15 protein-coding genes are annotated in these 16,286 nt (G+C 47.5%); 13 read left to right on the top strand and 2 right to left on the bottom strand.

The annotated features are described in order from the left end of the window. Positions 1-30: 30 nt before the first annotated feature. Positions 31-879 (bottom strand): AraC family transcriptional regulator, encoded by an 849-nt coding sequence (locus MHI38_RS18915; protein WP_186809801.1) that lies wholly within the window; start codon positions 877-879, stop codon positions 31-33. A 428-nt stretch (positions 880-1,307) separates the two neighbouring features. Here MHI38_RS18915 and MHI38_RS18920 point away from each other — a divergent pair, with 428 nt between their 5' ends. From MHI38_RS18920 to MHI38_RS18935, 4 genes are all read left to right on the top strand, one after another. Next, the gene (locus MHI38_RS18920; RefSeq protein WP_154891473.1) at positions 1,308-2,393 is read left to right on the top strand and encodes a sulfate ABC transporter substrate-binding protein; all 1,086 of its coding nucleotides are present in this window, start codon (positions 1,308-1,310) and stop codon (positions 2,391-2,393) included. 139 nt (positions 2,394-2,532) lie between these two features. After that, a complete protein-coding gene (cysT, locus tag MHI38_RS18925) occupies positions 2,533-3,372 on the top strand; it encodes a sulfate ABC transporter permease subunit CysT (RefSeq protein ID WP_154891402.1) in 840 nt (279 codons plus the stop codon). A 135-nt stretch (positions 3,373-3,507) separates the two neighbouring features. Next, positions 3,508-4,386: a sulfate ABC transporter permease subunit CysW gene (cysW, locus tag MHI38_RS18930; protein WP_154891401.1), complete on the top strand. Its 879-nt coding sequence runs from the start codon at positions 3,508-3,510 to the stop codon at positions 4,384-4,386. 158 nt (positions 4,387-4,544) lie between these two features. Next, complete coding sequence (locus MHI38_RS18935) at positions 4,545-4,784, top strand: YezD family protein (protein WP_090918685.1); 240 nt, start codon at positions 4,545-4,547, stop codon at positions 4,782-4,784. Between the two features lie 125 nt (positions 4,785-4,909). On the opposite strand, the gene MHI38_RS18940 is transcribed toward MHI38_RS18935, so the two are convergent. Further along, the gene (locus MHI38_RS18940; protein ID WP_154891400.1) at positions 4,910-5,830 is read right to left on the bottom strand and encodes a hypothetical protein; all 921 of its coding nucleotides are present in this window, start codon (positions 5,828-5,830) and stop codon (positions 4,910-4,912) included. Between the two features lie 182 nt (positions 5,831-6,012). Between MHI38_RS18940 and MHI38_RS18945 the strand changes: the two genes are divergently transcribed. The 9 genes from MHI38_RS18945 to MHI38_RS18985 all read left to right on the top strand — a co-directional run bounded on the left by MHI38_RS18945 (position 6,013) and on the right by MHI38_RS18985 (position 16,068). After that, positions 6,013-6,606, top strand: a complete 594-nt coding sequence (locus tag MHI38_RS18945) for a sugar O-acetyltransferase (protein ID WP_154891399.1) — start codon at positions 6,013-6,015, stop codon at positions 6,604-6,606. Positions 6,607-6,647: 41 nt separating this feature from the next. Further along, a complete protein-coding gene (locus MHI38_RS18950) occupies positions 6,648-7,061 on the top strand; it encodes a GNAT family N-acetyltransferase (RefSeq protein ID WP_154891398.1) in 414 nt (137 codons plus the stop codon). Between the two features lie 168 nt (positions 7,062-7,229). After that, positions 7,230-7,565, top strand: coding sequence for a hypothetical protein (locus MHI38_RS18955; RefSeq protein ID WP_186809800.1), 336 nt, complete (start codon positions 7,230-7,232; stop codon positions 7,563-7,565). A gap of 22 nt (positions 7,566-7,587) precedes the next feature. After that, a complete protein-coding gene (locus MHI38_RS18960) occupies positions 7,588-8,883 on the top strand; it encodes an MFS transporter (protein WP_186809799.1) in 1,296 nt (431 codons plus the stop codon). Between the two features lie 172 nt (positions 8,884-9,055). Next, positions 9,056-9,193: a hypothetical protein gene (locus MHI38_RS18965; protein ID WP_161556981.1), complete on the top strand. Its 138-nt coding sequence runs from the start codon at positions 9,056-9,058 to the stop codon at positions 9,191-9,193. Positions 9,194-9,313: 120 nt separating this feature from the next. After that, positions 9,314-12,067 (top strand): lanthionine synthetase LanC family protein, encoded by a 2,754-nt coding sequence (locus tag MHI38_RS18970; RefSeq protein ID WP_154891395.1) that lies wholly within the window; start codon positions 9,314-9,316, stop codon positions 12,065-12,067. Further along, on the top strand, positions 12,045-12,845 hold the full coding sequence (locus MHI38_RS18975) for a hypothetical protein (protein ID WP_154891394.1): 801 nt from the start codon (positions 12,045-12,047) through the stop codon (positions 12,843-12,845). Before MHI38_RS18970 ends, MHI38_RS18975 begins: the two co-directional genes overlap by 23 nt. Continuing rightward, the gene (locus tag MHI38_RS18980) at positions 12,842-14,317 is read left to right on the top strand and encodes a hypothetical protein (RefSeq protein ID WP_154891393.1); all 1,476 of its coding nucleotides are present in this window, start codon (positions 12,842-12,844) and stop codon (positions 14,315-14,317) included. Before MHI38_RS18975 ends, MHI38_RS18980 begins: the two co-directional genes overlap by 4 nt. Beyond that, entirely contained in the window at positions 14,299-16,068 is a 1,770-nt protein-coding gene (locus tag MHI38_RS18985; protein WP_154891392.1) for an alpha/beta fold hydrolase, read from the top strand. Before MHI38_RS18980 ends, MHI38_RS18985 begins: the two co-directional genes overlap by 19 nt. Positions 16,069-16,286 lie beyond the last annotated feature (218 nt).

The following is a 16,286-nucleotide window of genomic DNA, read 5'->3' on the forward strand; positions in this document are numbered from 1 at the left end:
GTTCAAAAGGTTGCTGAATTTCCCACAAATTTATCCTTTGGATTGGTTCCGGTAATCCGTGGGGGATTGACCCATCATTTTGCTGAACAGTCGTGAAAAATAGTACGGGTCACTGAACCCCAGCTCGGAGCTGATCTGTTTGATTGTCCAATCGGTAAAATCAAGATAACGGCAGGAATGCTGGATTTTGAGCCGTAAGAAATAATCGATGGGTGAATGACCCGTCACCTGTTTGAACACTTGGGAATAATGCGGCACGGACAAGCGGGCATGCGCTGCCAGTTCCTTGAGTGTAACCCCGCTCTCCAGGTGCTCCAGCATATACTGTACAGAATACTCGGCTGCTTGTTTGCTGGTCATCACTCCGTTATCTGTCGCAGAGGCATAGGAACCGTAAGCAAGCAAGCCCAGCATGTAACCAATAATCTGTGAGGCAAAGGTCATCGTTTGCAGCGAATATCCGGTTTCGAGTGCGCCGTAACACTCATGAAAAAGCTCCAGCCATCGTTGTGCCTTCGCAGGTGGCATTGTTGTAATTTGCTGCGAGATCAAAGATTCGATATATGCATGGGCGTGTTCGCCGCGCAAGTGAAACCAGTGTATACTCCACGGTTCTTCCGTGTTGGCACCATAGATATGAGGAACGTGGGCGGGCAAAATAATCAGGTTCCCCGGTTGCACCTTGCAGGTTTTACCCTGCTCCAGTTCATACCAGCCTGAGCCTTCCGTGCAGTACATCAGAATGTGGGAGTCACATCCTTCGGGGCGATCCCGATAATGATGCTCTGCTTCATGGAAATATCCAATATCCGTAACATACAATCCCGATGTCACCGGGGAAGCAGCCGCTTCCATCAGTAATGATTCGGGTAGCACCATTAGTTTTTGCCGGCGGAATCCGTCTGATTTACGTAACAGGGGGGGTCGGTGTGTTGGTCTCATATTTTATATTATGGTGAGGGAGGGAAGTGGAGTCAATGTTGCGGTATTTCGGTAAAAAACGGAAAAAAAACGTTTGACAGTCATATAGACTGCCTTTATTATACGTATATAACTTACTAAACAGGTAGGAATAATAAAAATGACTGCAAACACTTGAACAGCATAACGTTCTCACCGTATAGACGGAGGAACACCGCAGTGCATTTTACCGATGAAGCATACACGACTTTAGGGGTCGGTATGACTTGATGAAGGGAAGAATGCGCAGGGGGTTCCTCCGTCTTTTTGTTCTTTTCTGGTGCGTATCGCTGTTCTGCCGACCTGTAGTTGATCATGCAAGTTTATATCGGGGGGAGTGTAAGATGATGAAAAAGAGAGTTCACAAAGGAATTCTGATGGGGCTGGCATTGGTGTTAACGGGGGTGCTGGCAGCTTGCGGATCAAATAACGACGGGTCAAGTGCAGCGGGCGCAGCAACAGGAACGGGGACAGATGGGAATAAAGAAGGCAGCAAAGCAGTTGAACTGCTCAATGTCTCCTATGACCCGACAAGGGAACTTTATGAGGAATATAACAAAGCATTTGCCGCCCATTGGCTGAAAGAGAAAGGCCAGGAAGTGACCATCAAACAATCTCACGGAGGTTCGGGTAAACAGAGCCGTTCCGTCATTGACGGACTGGATGCAGATGTGGTTACACTGGCACTGGGCTATGATATCGATGCGATTGAAGATAAAGGTCTGATTAATGCAGGCTGGCAGGACAAATACGAGCACAACAGTTCACCATACACGTCCACGATTGTATTTCTGGTGCGCAAAGGCAATCCGAAAGGCATCAAGGATTGGGATGATCTGATCAAAGGAGATACGCAGGTCATTACTCCGAATCCGAAGACATCAGGCGGAGCACGGTGGAACTATTTAGCGGCCTGGGGTTACGCGCTGAAGCATAACAACAACGACGAAGAGAAGGCTAAGCAGTTCGTGGCAGAGCTGTTCAAACATGCCCCTGTGCTTGACTCGGGTGCTCGTGGGGCGACAACGACATTTGTGGAACGCGGCATTGGCGATGTATTGCTGGCTTGGGAGAATGAGGCATTCCTTTCTGTCAAAGAGTTAGGGCCAGACAAATTTGACATTGTCGTGCCTTCTATCAGCATTTTGGCTGAACCTCCTGTAGCGATCGTGGATAAAAATGCGGATAAAAAAGGCACTCGCGACGTGGCAGATGCGTATCTCAAATACCTATATAGCGAAGAAGGCCAGACGATTGCTGCCGAAAATTACTACCGTCCTACGCTGGATAGTGTAAAGGAAAAATTCAAAGATCAGTTTCCGAAGCTGGAGCTGTTTACGTTAAAAGATGTCTTTGGTACTTGGCGGGATACCCAGGCCAAACACTTCAAAGATGGCGGCATCTTTGACCAGATCTACGTGCCGGGTAGCTAAGAATAACAGGGCAACAGCATCCGAAGCGAGTAAAGAAATTAATCAAAGCAAACCAGTCAAAGTAAATCAAACAAAGCATAAATTGCGCTGTACGCAGCCAACCAGCCTAACCGGCTGACGGCAGAGAGGATGAATAGGCATGAGCAAGGTTATCGAGGCCCGGGGAAGGCGGACATTGCCGGGATTCGGATTAACGATGGGGTACAGCGTGCTTTACCTGAGTCTGGTCGTGCTGATTCCGCTGACGGCACTGTTATTCAACTCCACGGGATTGACCTGGGCAACGATGGTGGAGGTGGCTACCAATCCAAGGGTGCTGACTTCGTTCCGGGTCAGTTTCCTGACAGCTGGTGCGGCGGCACTCATTGATCTGTTCCTGGGCCTTCTTCTGGCCTGGGTGCTGGTTCGGTATGAATTCCCCGGTAAGAGATTGTTCGATGCGGTTATTGATCTTCCGTTTGCGCTACCCACGGCCGTAGCCGGGGTGGCTCTGACAGCGATCTATGCCGGGAATGGATGGATCGGACAATTTGTAGAACCTTTGGGCATCAAGCTGGCATACTCTCAAGTGGGAATTACACTCGCACTTATGTTTATCGGCATCCCTTTTGTCGTGCGTACGGTACAGCCAGTGCTGGAAGAGCTTGAAGCTGAGGTCGAAGAAGCAGCTGCGACGCTGGGTGCGGGGCGATGGCGGATATTCCGTGCCGTTTTGCTGCCGGATCTCGTCCCCCCTCTGCTAACGGGGTTTGCGCTGGCTTTTGCACGGGGCATTGGTGAGTACGGATCGGTCGTATTTATTTCAGGCAATATGCCGATGAAAACGGAAATCGCGCCGCTGCTCATCATGTCCAAGCTGGAGCAGTTTGATTATGCAGGGGCTACAGCGGTAGCCTTGTTACTCTTGTTGATCTCATTTATCCTGCTGCTCATCATCAACTCTCTCCAGCGCTGGAGTCGGAAGGCCGGGAGAGTGTGATCGCAGCAATAGTAGAGCCAGAAGTGTGCCTGATCACTTCACATTCTGTCCGTGCGGCTTGCCCATTCGTGGTGGCCCGGATGGATTTACATTGCCACAATGTGGCGCAATCACCAAACCGAAGGGGGTGTACATATGGCGGGTTCTGTTCCCCTTAGTCCTGTTCCACCTGTAAAAACCGGTCTCAGTACAAATCGTGCCACAACAGAAGCACCTTGGGTAAAATGGCTACTGATCGGACTTGCGAGTCTCGTCCTGATCTGGTTGCTGATCCTGCCACTGGTCATCGTACTTATGGAAGCGTTGAAGCAAGGCTGGGGGGTCTACATCGCTGCGCTGACGGAACCGGATGCCTGGTCTGCACTGAAGCTGACACTGCTGGTTGCCGCAATAACTGTTCCACTCAACACGATCTTTGGCGTGGCAGCGGCTTGGGTCATCACCAAGTTCCAATTCAAAGGTAAAGGACTGCTCATCACACTGATTGATCTTCCCTTTTCCATCTCGCCTGTCGTTGGCGGTTTGATCTTTGTCCTGGTGTTTGGCTCAAACGGATGGTTTGGCCCGTGGCTGGCAGAGCATGATATCAAAATCATTTTTGCACTGCCGGGAATTGTGATTGCGACGTTATTTATTACCTTTCCTTTTGTGGCGAGAGAGCTGATTCCGTTGATGGAAGATCAAGGCACGCGAGAAGAAGAAGCGGCTGTAACACTTGGAGCCTCCGGGTGGCGCATCTTCTGGAGTGTGACATTACCCAATATTAAATGGGGGCTTCTCTACGGAATTATCCTGTGTAATGCACGTGCTATGGGTGAATTTGGAGCAGTGTCGGTTGTATCCGGACATATTCGTGGAGAAACCAATACCTTGCCACTTCATGTCGAGATTTTGTATAACGAATATCAATTTTCGGCCTCATTTGCCGTCGCTTCCCTACTGTTAATCTTGGCTTTAGCTACGTTGCTACTCAAGAGCTGGCTTGGTCATAAAGCAGTTGCAGAAAAGGCATAGTGTGGATCAAAATATCAATTGACAGCTGCTGGAAGCCCTGATATGGTATAAACCAAGTATATAGGTTGGATAAGAATGAATTATAATTCAATACTTTAAATGACAGGTACGTACAGGATGAATAACGGGTGTTAGCCCGAGAAGAGGAGGCGGCTCAAGTGGCTAAGCCGTTAAAAGTGGATGAGGTATGGTTAAACCGAATTGCCGGACAGCTGGATGACATGGAATTTGGTTCATTGCATATTGTGGTACATGAGGGACAGATTGTGCAGATGGAGCGTACCGAGCGCAAACGTTTTGAAAATACGTCCTCAGGCAATGCCTCCAAATCTGGCAATACGGCTAGAAGCAACTCCGCCCGTTCCGTTCGTGGATCGAACGCGAGTGCGAAAGGATAATCCTTTTTCATCTTATCCTAAGAGCATTTCATATGAAAATCCTGTGTGTTACATGGTTGATTTTAAAAAATAAACAGGCTATCCCTGTCGTCGTGATGACTTAGGGATAGCCATTTTTGTGTGAACTAGTCGGACGCCGATACAGATCTGCGAGGTGTCACAGGGGGAGGGGAATCCTCTACAACAGCTCCATGTACTGGCGTAGTCATACGGCTATTGCTACTGTTTTCATCTGTTTCAGCATGTCCGGCATATGGGCGCTCGCTGCGGGAGCGTGATCCAGTTAATCCGAATCCGGAGACAAACAGAATGAGTTGCAGAGCAAGGGCATAAGGGGCCGCCGCAAGTCCGATCAGATGAAGCAAAGAGCAGAGTGCGATCAAGAGTGATAGCCATTTGACCAGAGCTCCTGAAGTGCCACGCTTGGGGCTGGACCAAAGCAGGTAACCGTATAGTATCGTAAGCATGAGGGAAATGGCCTGAAACCATGGTAACAGGTTATCCCAGGAATCTACGGGGGTACTAGTGATACGCTCTGTGTAGAACAGGTATCCGATTAAAAGTGCTGTGGCCGTGAGTGCGGCAGGTTCAGCTGCAGGCCTGAGAATGTTCCAGATGGCACTGCCCCAGTGCACCGAATATGTATTTCGGCTGAATTCATCCGATAGTGCAGTGCACTCCCGTTCAAGTGCTTTATGCATCAGAGCAAGCCTGGCGGGATCTTCATTTTTAACGCAGTCACGAATCTGATCCTGAAGCTGCGGGGAGAGGCATGAGGCCGCTTTGCAGGCCTGCATTGCTTGTAACAACTCATGATGTTCCTGTGCGGGATCTTCATATTTTCGTTGTTCCCAAATGGTAAGTAGTCCCAAAAGGCCTGTGCTTATGTATAATGTATCTCGTATCCTCTGCATATGCCTTTCATGGCTTCGCCGAATTTCTGTGGCTGACCATAGATAAGCTGCCAGAAGCAATGCAACAACACCAAGCAGTATAAACGTAGCATCGGGATGTGATGACAGGTTATCCAACCAACGTTGAAACACAACATTTCCTCCTTTACAACCAACTTGACGTATCTAAACACGCTTTTACGCAAGCCTTCTCTCACTATTACACAGGAAGTAGATGAATTCAAGCAGTTAGATCCATTCTTAATTGGAGAATTCCTGGTTTTTTGTTAGGATACATCTGTATGAAAGGAAATCAGGTTCTGGAGGAAATTAGCATGAAATGGACAGAGAAAGAAAAGGCTCAGAGGGGTTTGCTTTACGATAATAATAACGATAAACAGTTGATTCGAGAGCGTACGTATGCGAAGGAAATGTGTTATGACTATAACCAGATTCGCCCAAGTAATCTAAAAGACAGAGAAATACTGATTCAGAAGCTTTTTGCGAAAACCGGGGAGAAATTTCTGATTGAGCAGCCATTTTATTGCGATCAGGGATATAACATTGAAATTGGAGACCATTTTTATTGCAATCATAATACTGTCATGCTGGATGCGGGCAAGATCAGTTTCGGAGATTATGTATTTATCGGGCCCAATTGCGGCTTTTATACACCTGAGCATCCTCTTGACGCGGAACAGCGAAATCAAGGTTTGGAGGTTGCTCTACCCATCTCGGTAGGAAATAATGTTTGGATAGGTGGAGGGGTATCTGTTCTGCCAGGGGTCACCATTGGGGATAACACCGTTATTGGTGCAGGAAGTGTAGTTACAAAATCTATTCCTGCCGGCGTTGTTGCTGCTGGGAATCCATGCAGGGTGATCAGGGAAATTACAGAGGAAGATCAACATAAATATCCACGCGTTTGATGCAGGTCAATAAGATACAAGATCAGAAAGGGGAGGAACAGATGAACGAGGTGAACATTGAACATGCACCGCCGGCTGCGGTTGAATATTTGGCACTGCGGCAGATTGCGGGGCTGAGTCCGATGAGCCGGGAGGGGGCTGAGATAGGGCTGCCTCGCAGTTTATTTGCGGTGTGTTTGCGAGAAGCCGACGTTCTCATCGGGATGGGACGTGTCATTGGGGATGGTGGTTGTTTTTTTCAAGTGGTCGATATTGCAGTGCATCCTGATCTTCAGGGGAAGGGCTATGGGAAACTGATCATGATCGAAATTATGAACTATTTGCGTGAAGCCGTGCCTGCGAGGGGGTTGGTCAGTCTACTGGCTGATGTTCCTGCGGATCGCTTGTATGCTCAATTTGGCTTTGAATATACAAGCCCGAAATCGGAAGGCATGTGGTGGAGGCAGGGGGAATAAAGTATAAACCGGAAACCGCCAATACAGCAGGTTCAACAAAAATAGTTACCGCAAACCTTTGGGAAACCAAAGGTTTTTTGCTTTACAACCATATTTTTACATGATAATGTAAAATAAATACAATTTACGATTTACAAATTACAGATTATAAAATATGGAGGAAATATGTTGAACAAAAATCAAAAAATACAGTTCAATCAAATGATCGAGCGATCAATGGAACAGGCTGCTAAAAATCTTTCGGGTACCAAGGGGGTAGTTTCCGTTCGATTAAGTCAGGATGAGATTGATGTGATCGACCAAATGGTATTTCTGGAACTCGCCAAAAACCGCTCAGATGCGACAGCGATGCTGATTCGGGAAGGGATTCGCACGCACCAGACACTGTTTCACGAGTTACAGGAGTACACAGCTGAGCTGGAAGAAGTTAAAGCCAAAATGCAGCGAAGAATACAAGAATCGGGTCTGGTTGCTCAATTAAAACAAGGGGATGAGCGTGGGTAGATTCCGATTGGAGGCGATGGAAATGAACCAGAAAACAACGAATAAGACTGGCGAAGACGGCTATCTTGCCGTGTTACGAATACCTTCCTTTACAGTGCTGCTGGTAGGCAGGCTTGTCTCAGGTGCAGGTCAGATTTTATTTTCCATGGCCACGATGTGGTACATCTTGCAGTTAACTGAATCCGCACTTGCTGCGGCACTAATTCCGATGCTTCCCTATTTGATCTACGCTTTCCTGGGTATTCCACTTGCAACGATCAGTGACCGTCTGCCAAAGAAACCATTGCTGATCTGGACCGACATATGGAGAGCCGTTATTGCTTGTATCTTAGCGATTCTATTTCTGACGGGTAGCATGCTTCCGTGGCATATCTATGTAGCCAATCTGCTCATTGCGATTCTCGGTTTCATGTTCAACCCTGCCACTCAGACGGTCATTCCGGCGATTCTGCCCAAACCGACTGAGCAACTCGCTCCAGCCAATGCCCTATTGAACTCCTCCTCCAAAACGATAGAACTGCTCGGTTATGCTCTAGGGGGAATTTTAATTGCCTTTATCTCCGTACAATCCATCTTGTTCATCTATGCGATCACTTTTCTGTTATCCGCACTTGCTATTGCCTTCATTCGTATCCCTGTGACCAAAGTGGTCAAACAAAAAGGATTTTCAGGTTTTGTCAAAGACAGCATGCAAGGGATTACCTTTTTATTTTCAAACAAAGTTTTGGCCTGTTGTATTATCTTTGGTGCCATTATCAATTTTGCAGGGGCCCCGCTACATATCTTCACGCCGATTTTTGCCAATATGGTGCTTGAAGCCGGGCCACAAGGATATGGGTTGCTTCAATCTGCTTTTGCCGCTGGCAGTATCGTTGGTTCTTTGCTTAGTGGAAAATATGCCAAACGTCTGTCACTCGCCCATTGGTTCCTAATCAGTTATCTGATCTCGGGCGCAAGCTTGCTGTTCATGCCGATGTATCCTAACTTGTACTTTGCCATTGCCTGCTCTTTCCTGTTGATGTTGGGGCTTGCTCTTGTAAATGTACCGTTAGTCACTTCCATTCTGTTATCTACACCGGAAGAAAAAAGAGGACGTGTCATGAATAGTATGGGAGTACTTATGAGTGGTGTTAGTAACCCGCTCGGTTTGTTACTCGGAGGTTGGTTAATTGAAGCCTATAGTCCTTCATGGGTGTACATGGGAATCGGCATGTTTGTTATTTTTATGGGCACGGCAAGCCTGTTTGTCAGACCTTTTCGGGAAGATCGAGCAGGACATACCTCACACAGGAAATCGTCCGTTTCGTCTGGGATTTGATGTTAGATTACTCCTTTTTTTAAGGGGAAACCAAAGGTTATGACATGTATTACAACTATATATGGGTTTCTTAAATAATTTTTGTAAAAAAATTCAATTAAAAAGAAGGAATTTAAAATTTTATGTAGAATTTGGTTTATAAGAGGGGGAGACAAATGGGAGGTAATTTATCATGGAAAACAAGGAAATTTTATCTGTACAGGATTTGATGGCTCTGGAGGTTGAAGAGGATAACAACATGTTCGAGGAAACTAGCTTGTGTACAGTGTGCAGCTGGACAAGCTCACAAACGATCGTTGTAGAGGCTTAGAACTCTTCATCGTCTCGAACCACTGAATGATTCGTAAGATAAGTCTTTGATTTCGCATTACTAAACTAAAATAATTGTACCTCCCCCTCTTACTCTACTTCAAAAAAGGAGTGATTCTCATTGAAATCAGCAAGCCTGACTGAAAAGAAGGACGCCTATGAGAACGCTTTGCATTATATAATCCGGGATCTACCCGAATCCATCCAATGGTCGAATGACGGCCATTGGATTTGTTTTAAACCGGACCGATTAACACTTCCCCCGCAGGGATGGAAGATTCATTTATCGGTTGTGCCTGTAGAGGGAGCGGAACTGCTACGAAGGATTACACCCATTCTGACAACGTATGGTGTGATGTGGAAAGTCGTAAATAGTGGGCTAAAGTTAATTGAAACATCCAATGGTTCTACACCGCTACCTCAGACCGGGAAGTGTGTGACGATCTATGCACGCAGTGATGAACAATTTATACAATTGCTTGAGGAGATGTATGTTTGTACGGGTGATCTTAAAGGCCCCGCGATCCCTACAGATCGGGCTTATCGGGGAAGTTCATGTGTATTTTATCGCTATGGAGCCTTTGTAGACCGGTTCTATTATGATCGTTACTCTGGGGCAAAAGTATATGCGATCCGGAACCCGGAAGGTAGACTGGAGGAAGACCGGAGAATACCAGGCAGATACAAGCCCGAGTGGGTAGACGAGCCGGAAGAACTGGTGAGCATACAGGCCGGGTGGAAGAAAGAAAATGAGGCAGTAAATAATCCCGATAATTCCAGTAACAATGAGTTCGGAATACGTAAAATCCGTGTGAAGCGGGTGCTCAAAAAATCGGGCAAAGGAGGCGTATTTCTTGTCTCCACGTCCCGGCATGAGCAAGCTGTGATGAAAGAAGCGGTTCATCTCATGCGTGTGGATGGTGCCGGACGTTCTGCCCGTGATTATCTGGATAACGAGTATCATGTGCTTGATCTGATGAAGGATACGGGGTATACTCCGCGGCCAATCGATCTGTTCAGTGCTGAACGGAATCGATATCTGATTCTGGAATACTTTGAGAGCATCAGCTTGCGCGAGCATGTCCACCGCAGACATGTAGCTGCCGATGGCATTCATCAGGCAGAATTTTACCGAATCAGCTTAGATATTCTGGATATTGTAGAACATTTTCACGATAGAGGCATTGTCATCAACGATTTAACTCCGAATAACATTGTTGTGATGTTTGACGGAAGTGTGCGGTTGATCGATCTGGAGTTAGCCTATGTGAAAGATAGCAAAAGTCAGGTGAAACCATTAACAGGGCACACGCCTGGTTATGTGCTTCGAGGAAGAGAGCACAGTCAGCGATCGGAATACTCCGATGATCTCTACGCGCTGGGAGCCGTTTATTATTACATGGCAACCTCCATGGACCCTTATCTGAAATACAGACAGTCTCATCTGTCTGCTGGACAAGTCTATTTGGACAATCTCAATGATAAACAGCTTCTTGAGCTGGGAAGTCTGGGGATCGAGATCATGTCTGCACGATATAATGATTTATCTGAAATACGTGAACAGCTAATACGTAAGTGTGAACAAGCTAAGGGAGATTTAACAGGGAGCGAGCAATCTTCGTGCGCGAATGAAGCAGGCATGACGGCAGAAGAAGTACTTCATCAAGCCGAGCTTATGGCTACCAAGTTGGTTCAATCTCTTGATTTTAATCATCCTCATCAGTTATATCCCGAAAATAGGATGAGCAAGATGTTTCACCCGGCTAATTTCAACTTTGGATGGACGGGCATGGCCTACGGTTTTCATCAGCTTGGGCAGATTACGCAGAACAGACATTATCATCAGTATGCACGTGAAGTATTGGAGTGGATATTGAATCATACGCCTTATGTTCCCGGAGAAACGCCAGAAAGCCTGTATTTCGGTTATGGGGCTGTTCCTTGGGCACTGGCACAGACAGCGGATGCGCTGGATGATAAACCGTTACTTCGCATTGCTGAAAATCTGGCCTTGGAGATGACGAGGCATGACCCGGTTCAAACCAATATCAGTCATGGAGCGGCAGGTTTAGGATTAATGCTGATGGAGGTACATCATCTTGGAGGTTGTTCCGAACTTTTGATAAGGGCTGATGAACTCGGTGAAATGATTTTACAGCAGGAAAAGCGAACAGAAGACGGGCTGAGCATGTGGGAAGTGAAGGACAAGTCGGATAAAAAAAGCCACCATTCGTATGGGTTTTCGCATGGCATGGCAGGGATCGGTTATTTCTTGCTTGCTTTAGCGAAGCAGACGGGGAAGGGCGAGTATTATTCGGCGGTGAAGCGCATTGTGGACACGCTGGAACATGCGAGTTACAAAGGCAAGAATGGGGTGAGGTTATGGCCTGCTTCCCCCGAAAAGCCGGATGCTCTCTGGGTTCATTGGTGTAATGGTTCGGCGGGTATAGGACGGTTTTTACTGACTGCAGCCGAGGTTCTGCAAGATCCGGTATGTTACAGACTTGGTCAGCAGGCCGCGGATGCGGTAGCCCAGTCGACCATTTTTGCTTCTTTCGGCCAGTGTCATGGGATCGCGGGTAACGGGGACTTTTTGATCATGGCCAATCGGAGTTTCCCTGGCAGATACGAAGCCAAATTGAAAGAGTATACACAGAGTCTATACATGCTTCGCAGTGATGTGCAGGAAGACTTTTGGATGTGGCCACTGGAGGATATGGAATCATTCTCCCCGGACTATATGACGGGATACATGGGGATTTACTCTTTTCTGCTTCGTCGATTTTATCCTGCGGTTTCTCATGAACCCATGGTATATTCAGGCTTCGACCAGACCAGGGAGGTGCAGGTATATGATGCAAACATCCATAGCTGATATCCTGCCACAATGTCAGCATGAACCCGGCAAGGTCGGGGGTCGATACTATGCCAGTGAGCCTGGGAAAAGAGAAACGAGCTCTTCCATGCTATTGATAGATCATGGGGAAGGTCAATATATGATGGATTTATGGAGTGAAGCTTCATCTCATGCATATTGGGAAGGACGGATCACATCCTTATTGGATACGTTGTCCTACTCCTCTATATATGTAACTGCACCCGCCTCGTTTCCATGGGAAAGGCTCGGGTATAAGGCAGATGTGCTTGCCCATCGATATCGCTTTTACGGTGATCTGAAGCACATTTCTGTTCCGGTTATGCCGGACCTGAACGGGAAGTGGTTGCCTGCAGAAGGGCAAGAGGAAGTTATGGCTCATTTGCTTCAAAGCAGTGATCCAACCTGCCCCGGAATCCAAGCTGCTCGCAAGGCAGTGGATGATATCTATGAAGGGCTGTATGGACGTTTACTGGAAGGGTCGGGACTTGTGGAACTGGAAGGAACGAAGATCGGAGGCTGTCTGTTAAGTGATGAGTTTGATAGCATCCTTCTGTCACATATATTCACCATGCCTGCGGCAAAACGCAAGGGCTGGGCACGGTGGCTTGTTGCTTATGCTCTACATCAGTGCAGTTCCGACCCGGAAAAGCAGATTAAGGCTTCTCTTGATGCAAACAATCAAGGGAGCTATCGCTTGATGAGTGCATTGCCTTTACAGCAGGTGCCTGAACTTATACATGTATGCCGGATCAGGAAAGAGAGGGAGTCCTCATGAAACCTGTTTTGCTGGAAAGTACGGACTATCATGATCTGAGAAGTACATGGTTTCGTGCGAGCCACGAACCAGGGTTATTTGTGGTTGAAGGACGTTCGGATATTGTGCAGCAAGAGCTACGCAAGTTAAGTATGCATTGGCAGGATCAGGCGATTCGCCTTGTGCTTGATGATACGTATCACACGTTGCCATTCATTTATCAGTTGAACCCGGTTCACCCGATTGATGATCTGGTGGCATGCAAAAATGCATTGCTCCGATTCCATCGAGCCGGCTGGGCACCGGGGCCACGGAAATGGATCTTGGTTGAGGTGGTCTCCGGTCTGCATCCTGCAGATTTGGGAGCCATACATCATCTGCTCTATCGTCAAAAACTAAAGGACGTAAGCGTATTGTTATTTTTTCATCAATATCCCGTGAGTGTTAACCTTCCCCAACATGTATCGAGGCTGGCTATTTCTCTGGTGAGAGATACACCGGAACATACCCGGCGTTTGTTAAATGAACAGTTGCGGATGGCTGGTAGGCACGATGAAGCGGAAGGTAAACAACAACGTAAAGCATTGGCTCTATATAACAGGCTGGCCTGGATTTTGTTGTGCAAATCGGATAATCACCTGCGGTACAGGGCTTGTTTTCGCTTTTTTAGTCAAAACGCCATATTCCAACAATTATCAGCTTCGCAGCAGGCCATTCTATGGTTTGAACTGGGTCAGTTATTAACCAAAAATGGGGATGATTATGACGCGGCAAGAGAATGTTATGCTCACGCTCGGGCCGTTCTGGAGCATGAGGAATTGGACGAAGTTTATCGTATTGGAAAAGAGGCGGCACTAGATAACGGTGAAGCATTAATTGAGATGCAGGAAGGCCACATCTCACGTGCAATTGAACTGGAGAAGCGAGCCGGGATGCGTATTCGTGAGCTTCCTCCAGGGCCGGATCGGCATGTTTTTCAGATTCAAACGGCTCTAAATATTGCAGGGTTACAGATCCGGGCAGGACTTCTCATGGATGCCGAGACGACACTAATAGCTGGCGAAAAGCTCTGTACAGGTGTGTACTCGGGTTGGCTCGGGCATATACTTCAATTAAAAATGTCGGTATATCAACAACTCGGCGAGCAGGAGTTAGAATACAAAATGTTGATTCAAGTGTTACGGATGAAGACGGGTTCAATTCCTTCCAAATTGTTGCAACGTTCAATCGAAATGGCTGGCGTGCTCATCCAGCAAGGGGAAGAGGAACATGCTGCGGAGGTGTATCGTCTTCTGATCGCGGGATTGCCAGCAACCAATCTGAAGCAAATCCGTTTGATCCGGCAAGCGTTAAGTAGTTTGGGAACAGAGAGTCCTGCTGCAACGGCCACACAGCATCAGCTTACGCTCAAGCTGGGACTACAGCTTGATACCTGGGAGCAATTCAAGCATTGGCATGAGGGGAGGGAATCCGGTTGGGCAATGCATTCCTGAACCGAATGAGTGTGAACCGGGAGCGGACAAGCATGGTCTTGTGTTATGACGACCAGACATGTGAATGGTGTGGGCTTGACGATGCTGGCGATGTTCAAGGTGTGCTTTGTCTTTCCGATCATTGGACAGAACGGGGCCAGACTGTACAGCATGTTCAATTCATCGGAACAGACCAAGTGGTGGCAATCACCCTGGAGAAGACGGAGAGATGGATTCATGTATTTCAAAAAGAGCAGGAGCGCATAAGCATGATTCAAACGCTCTCTCTAAAATTACCGTTTCCGGTGATGCAGTTTGCCTGGCAAGATGCACAACTCCTGCTGCTTTTTGCCGTTCGGCATCGTTCAGGAACGGTGCAGATCGGGCTGTACGATCCCGTAAAGGAAAAAGCCGAGTGGGTTACTCCAGAACTGGATAACCCGCAATTTGTGTTTTGGGCCAAGCCTGAGCGAGAGATTGGTGTTAATGTAGGCGGGGTTGGCAGAGTATATTTTTACGGGAAAGATACCGGATCATCTCGGGAAATTCCTTATCAGGAATATGCTTATCCGGTGATGGACAAGCAGGGTGATCAGATTGCTGTCTGCATTCCGGCGGGAGATGGTTTTTATCCTGGCTGGATGAGCGTTCAGGAGAATGTTGTTCAAGGTAGTCTGGAGCACAGTGAGCCGTTCTCTGAGTTGATTCGTATCCAGCTGGATGTGGATCGACAGCATATCTTATGCGAGGGAATAAGGCGTGGTAAGTGGCAATACGTTCAGTACACGCTGGATGGAACAAAGACATTTGAGCTGTGTGACTATCCCGGAACGTTAACGCAAGCGGTTCACAGCAAGGACAAGCAGAGTCTCATAGGTAAATTCGAGTCCATTACGACTGCCCCGGTGCCCGCCAGGTATAAAATATCTGAATCGTTTGGTGACATTACCCCACTTTCGGTCAGGCATGGGGATGCACTTGTGAGTAATCTTGTACAGCAACCGGAGACCAAGTACAAACACCTGCGTTACGGGAATGAGTTCATTCCTTATATGGATATCCATCCGGGAGGTGAAGGACAGGCAGTCATCTATCTGCACGGCGGGCCTCATAATTGCCTTCTGGACAGTTACAGTCCGGTTATTGCGCGTTTATGTGAGGCTGGAGTGAGGGTGATTGGGCTGAATTATCCCGGTAGTTCAGGATTCGGTTCTGATTACAAGCAACGTATTCAGAATGATTGGGGCGGTGTGGATGCAGATGTTATTCGGATTATTCGAGAGCAGGTCTTGGGTTCATATTCGGCAGTTTCACTGTATGGCGTCAGTTATGGGGCTTATTTAGCGCTGTTAGGGGCAGGTAGAAACCCGGAACTGTGGAGCGCCGTTGTGGCTTGCGCACCGTTTACGGACTTAAGCAGCTTGTATGCTGATGGTGGGGCGAAGCTAAGATCGTTTTTGCAGATGGAAATTGGAGGATTGTTACAGGATGAATCCGCACTGCGGGAGAGAAGCCCGTTAACCTATGCGTCTGGATTGTGTGAAGTAGATCTACAGCTTGTCCATGGACGGAATGATCAGCTCTGCCCCGTGGAACAGACGGAGCGTTTATATCAGGAGATATTCAAGCGGAAGGAGCCTGTAGAGGCGAAAGACAGGCAACTTGAACTGCATATCATAGATGATCTTCAGCATGAGGTGTATGCGGAGCGAATCTGGGCGGCGAAGTCGGTTCATTTTCTAACCCGTAACAAGGTAACTCAGCCAGGGTAAGATGATCAAGATAAAATGTGGAAGCCGCCCGTGCGGCTTTTTTGGCGTACGTGGATCTAATTAGACGAGAGAAGAATGGGTTGAAACCTGGGAGAACATTTATAAAGAAATCTACAATATGCGAATGAAATAGAAACGCTCAGCTGAGGTGTTGGTTCCGCTGATGAAGATTCGAGTTTACAAGTAGGTTTATCCGGTTTAAGATGGCGTGAGCCGTT

The organism is Paenibacillus sp. FSL K6-1558 (genome assembly GCF_038002565.1).
Lineage (GTDB): Bacteria > Bacillota > Bacilli > Paenibacillales > Paenibacillaceae > Paenibacillus > Paenibacillus polysaccharolyticus.

Excerpts from the sequence above, each read along its gene's own strand:
- MHI38_RS18915 (WP_186809801.1), bottom strand. The coding sequence starts at position 879 with ATGGTGCTACCCGAATCATTACTGATGGAAGCGGCTGCTTCCCCGGTG.
- MHI38_RS18980 (WP_154891393.1), top strand. The coding sequence starts at position 12,842 with ATGAAACCTGTTTTGCTGGAAAGTACGGACTATCATGATCTGAGAAGT.
- MHI38_RS18965 (WP_161556981.1), top strand. The coding sequence starts at position 9,056 with ATGGAAAACAAGGAAATTTTATCTGTACAGGATTTGATGGCTCTGGAG.
- MHI38_RS18975 (WP_154891394.1), top strand. The coding sequence starts at position 12,045 with ATGATGCAAACATCCATAGCTGATATCCTGCCACAATGTCAGCATGAA.
- MHI38_RS18960 (WP_186809799.1), top strand. The coding sequence starts at position 7,588 with ATGAACCAGAAAACAACGAATAAGACTGGCGAAGACGGCTATCTTGCC.
- MHI38_RS18945 (WP_154891399.1), top strand. The coding sequence starts at position 6,013 with ATGAAATGGACAGAGAAAGAAAAGGCTCAGAGGGGTTTGCTTTACGAT.
- MHI38_RS18950 (WP_154891398.1), top strand. The coding sequence starts at position 6,648 with ATGAACGAGGTGAACATTGAACATGCACCGCCGGCTGCGGTTGAATAT.
- cysW (WP_154891401.1), top strand. The coding sequence starts at position 3,508 with ATGGCGGGTTCTGTTCCCCTTAGTCCTGTTCCACCTGTAAAAACCGGT.
- MHI38_RS18920 (WP_154891473.1), top strand. The coding sequence starts at position 1,308 with ATGAAAAAGAGAGTTCACAAAGGAATTCTGATGGGGCTGGCATTGGTG.
- cysT (WP_154891402.1), top strand. The coding sequence starts at position 2,533 with ATGAGCAAGGTTATCGAGGCCCGGGGAAGGCGGACATTGCCGGGATTC.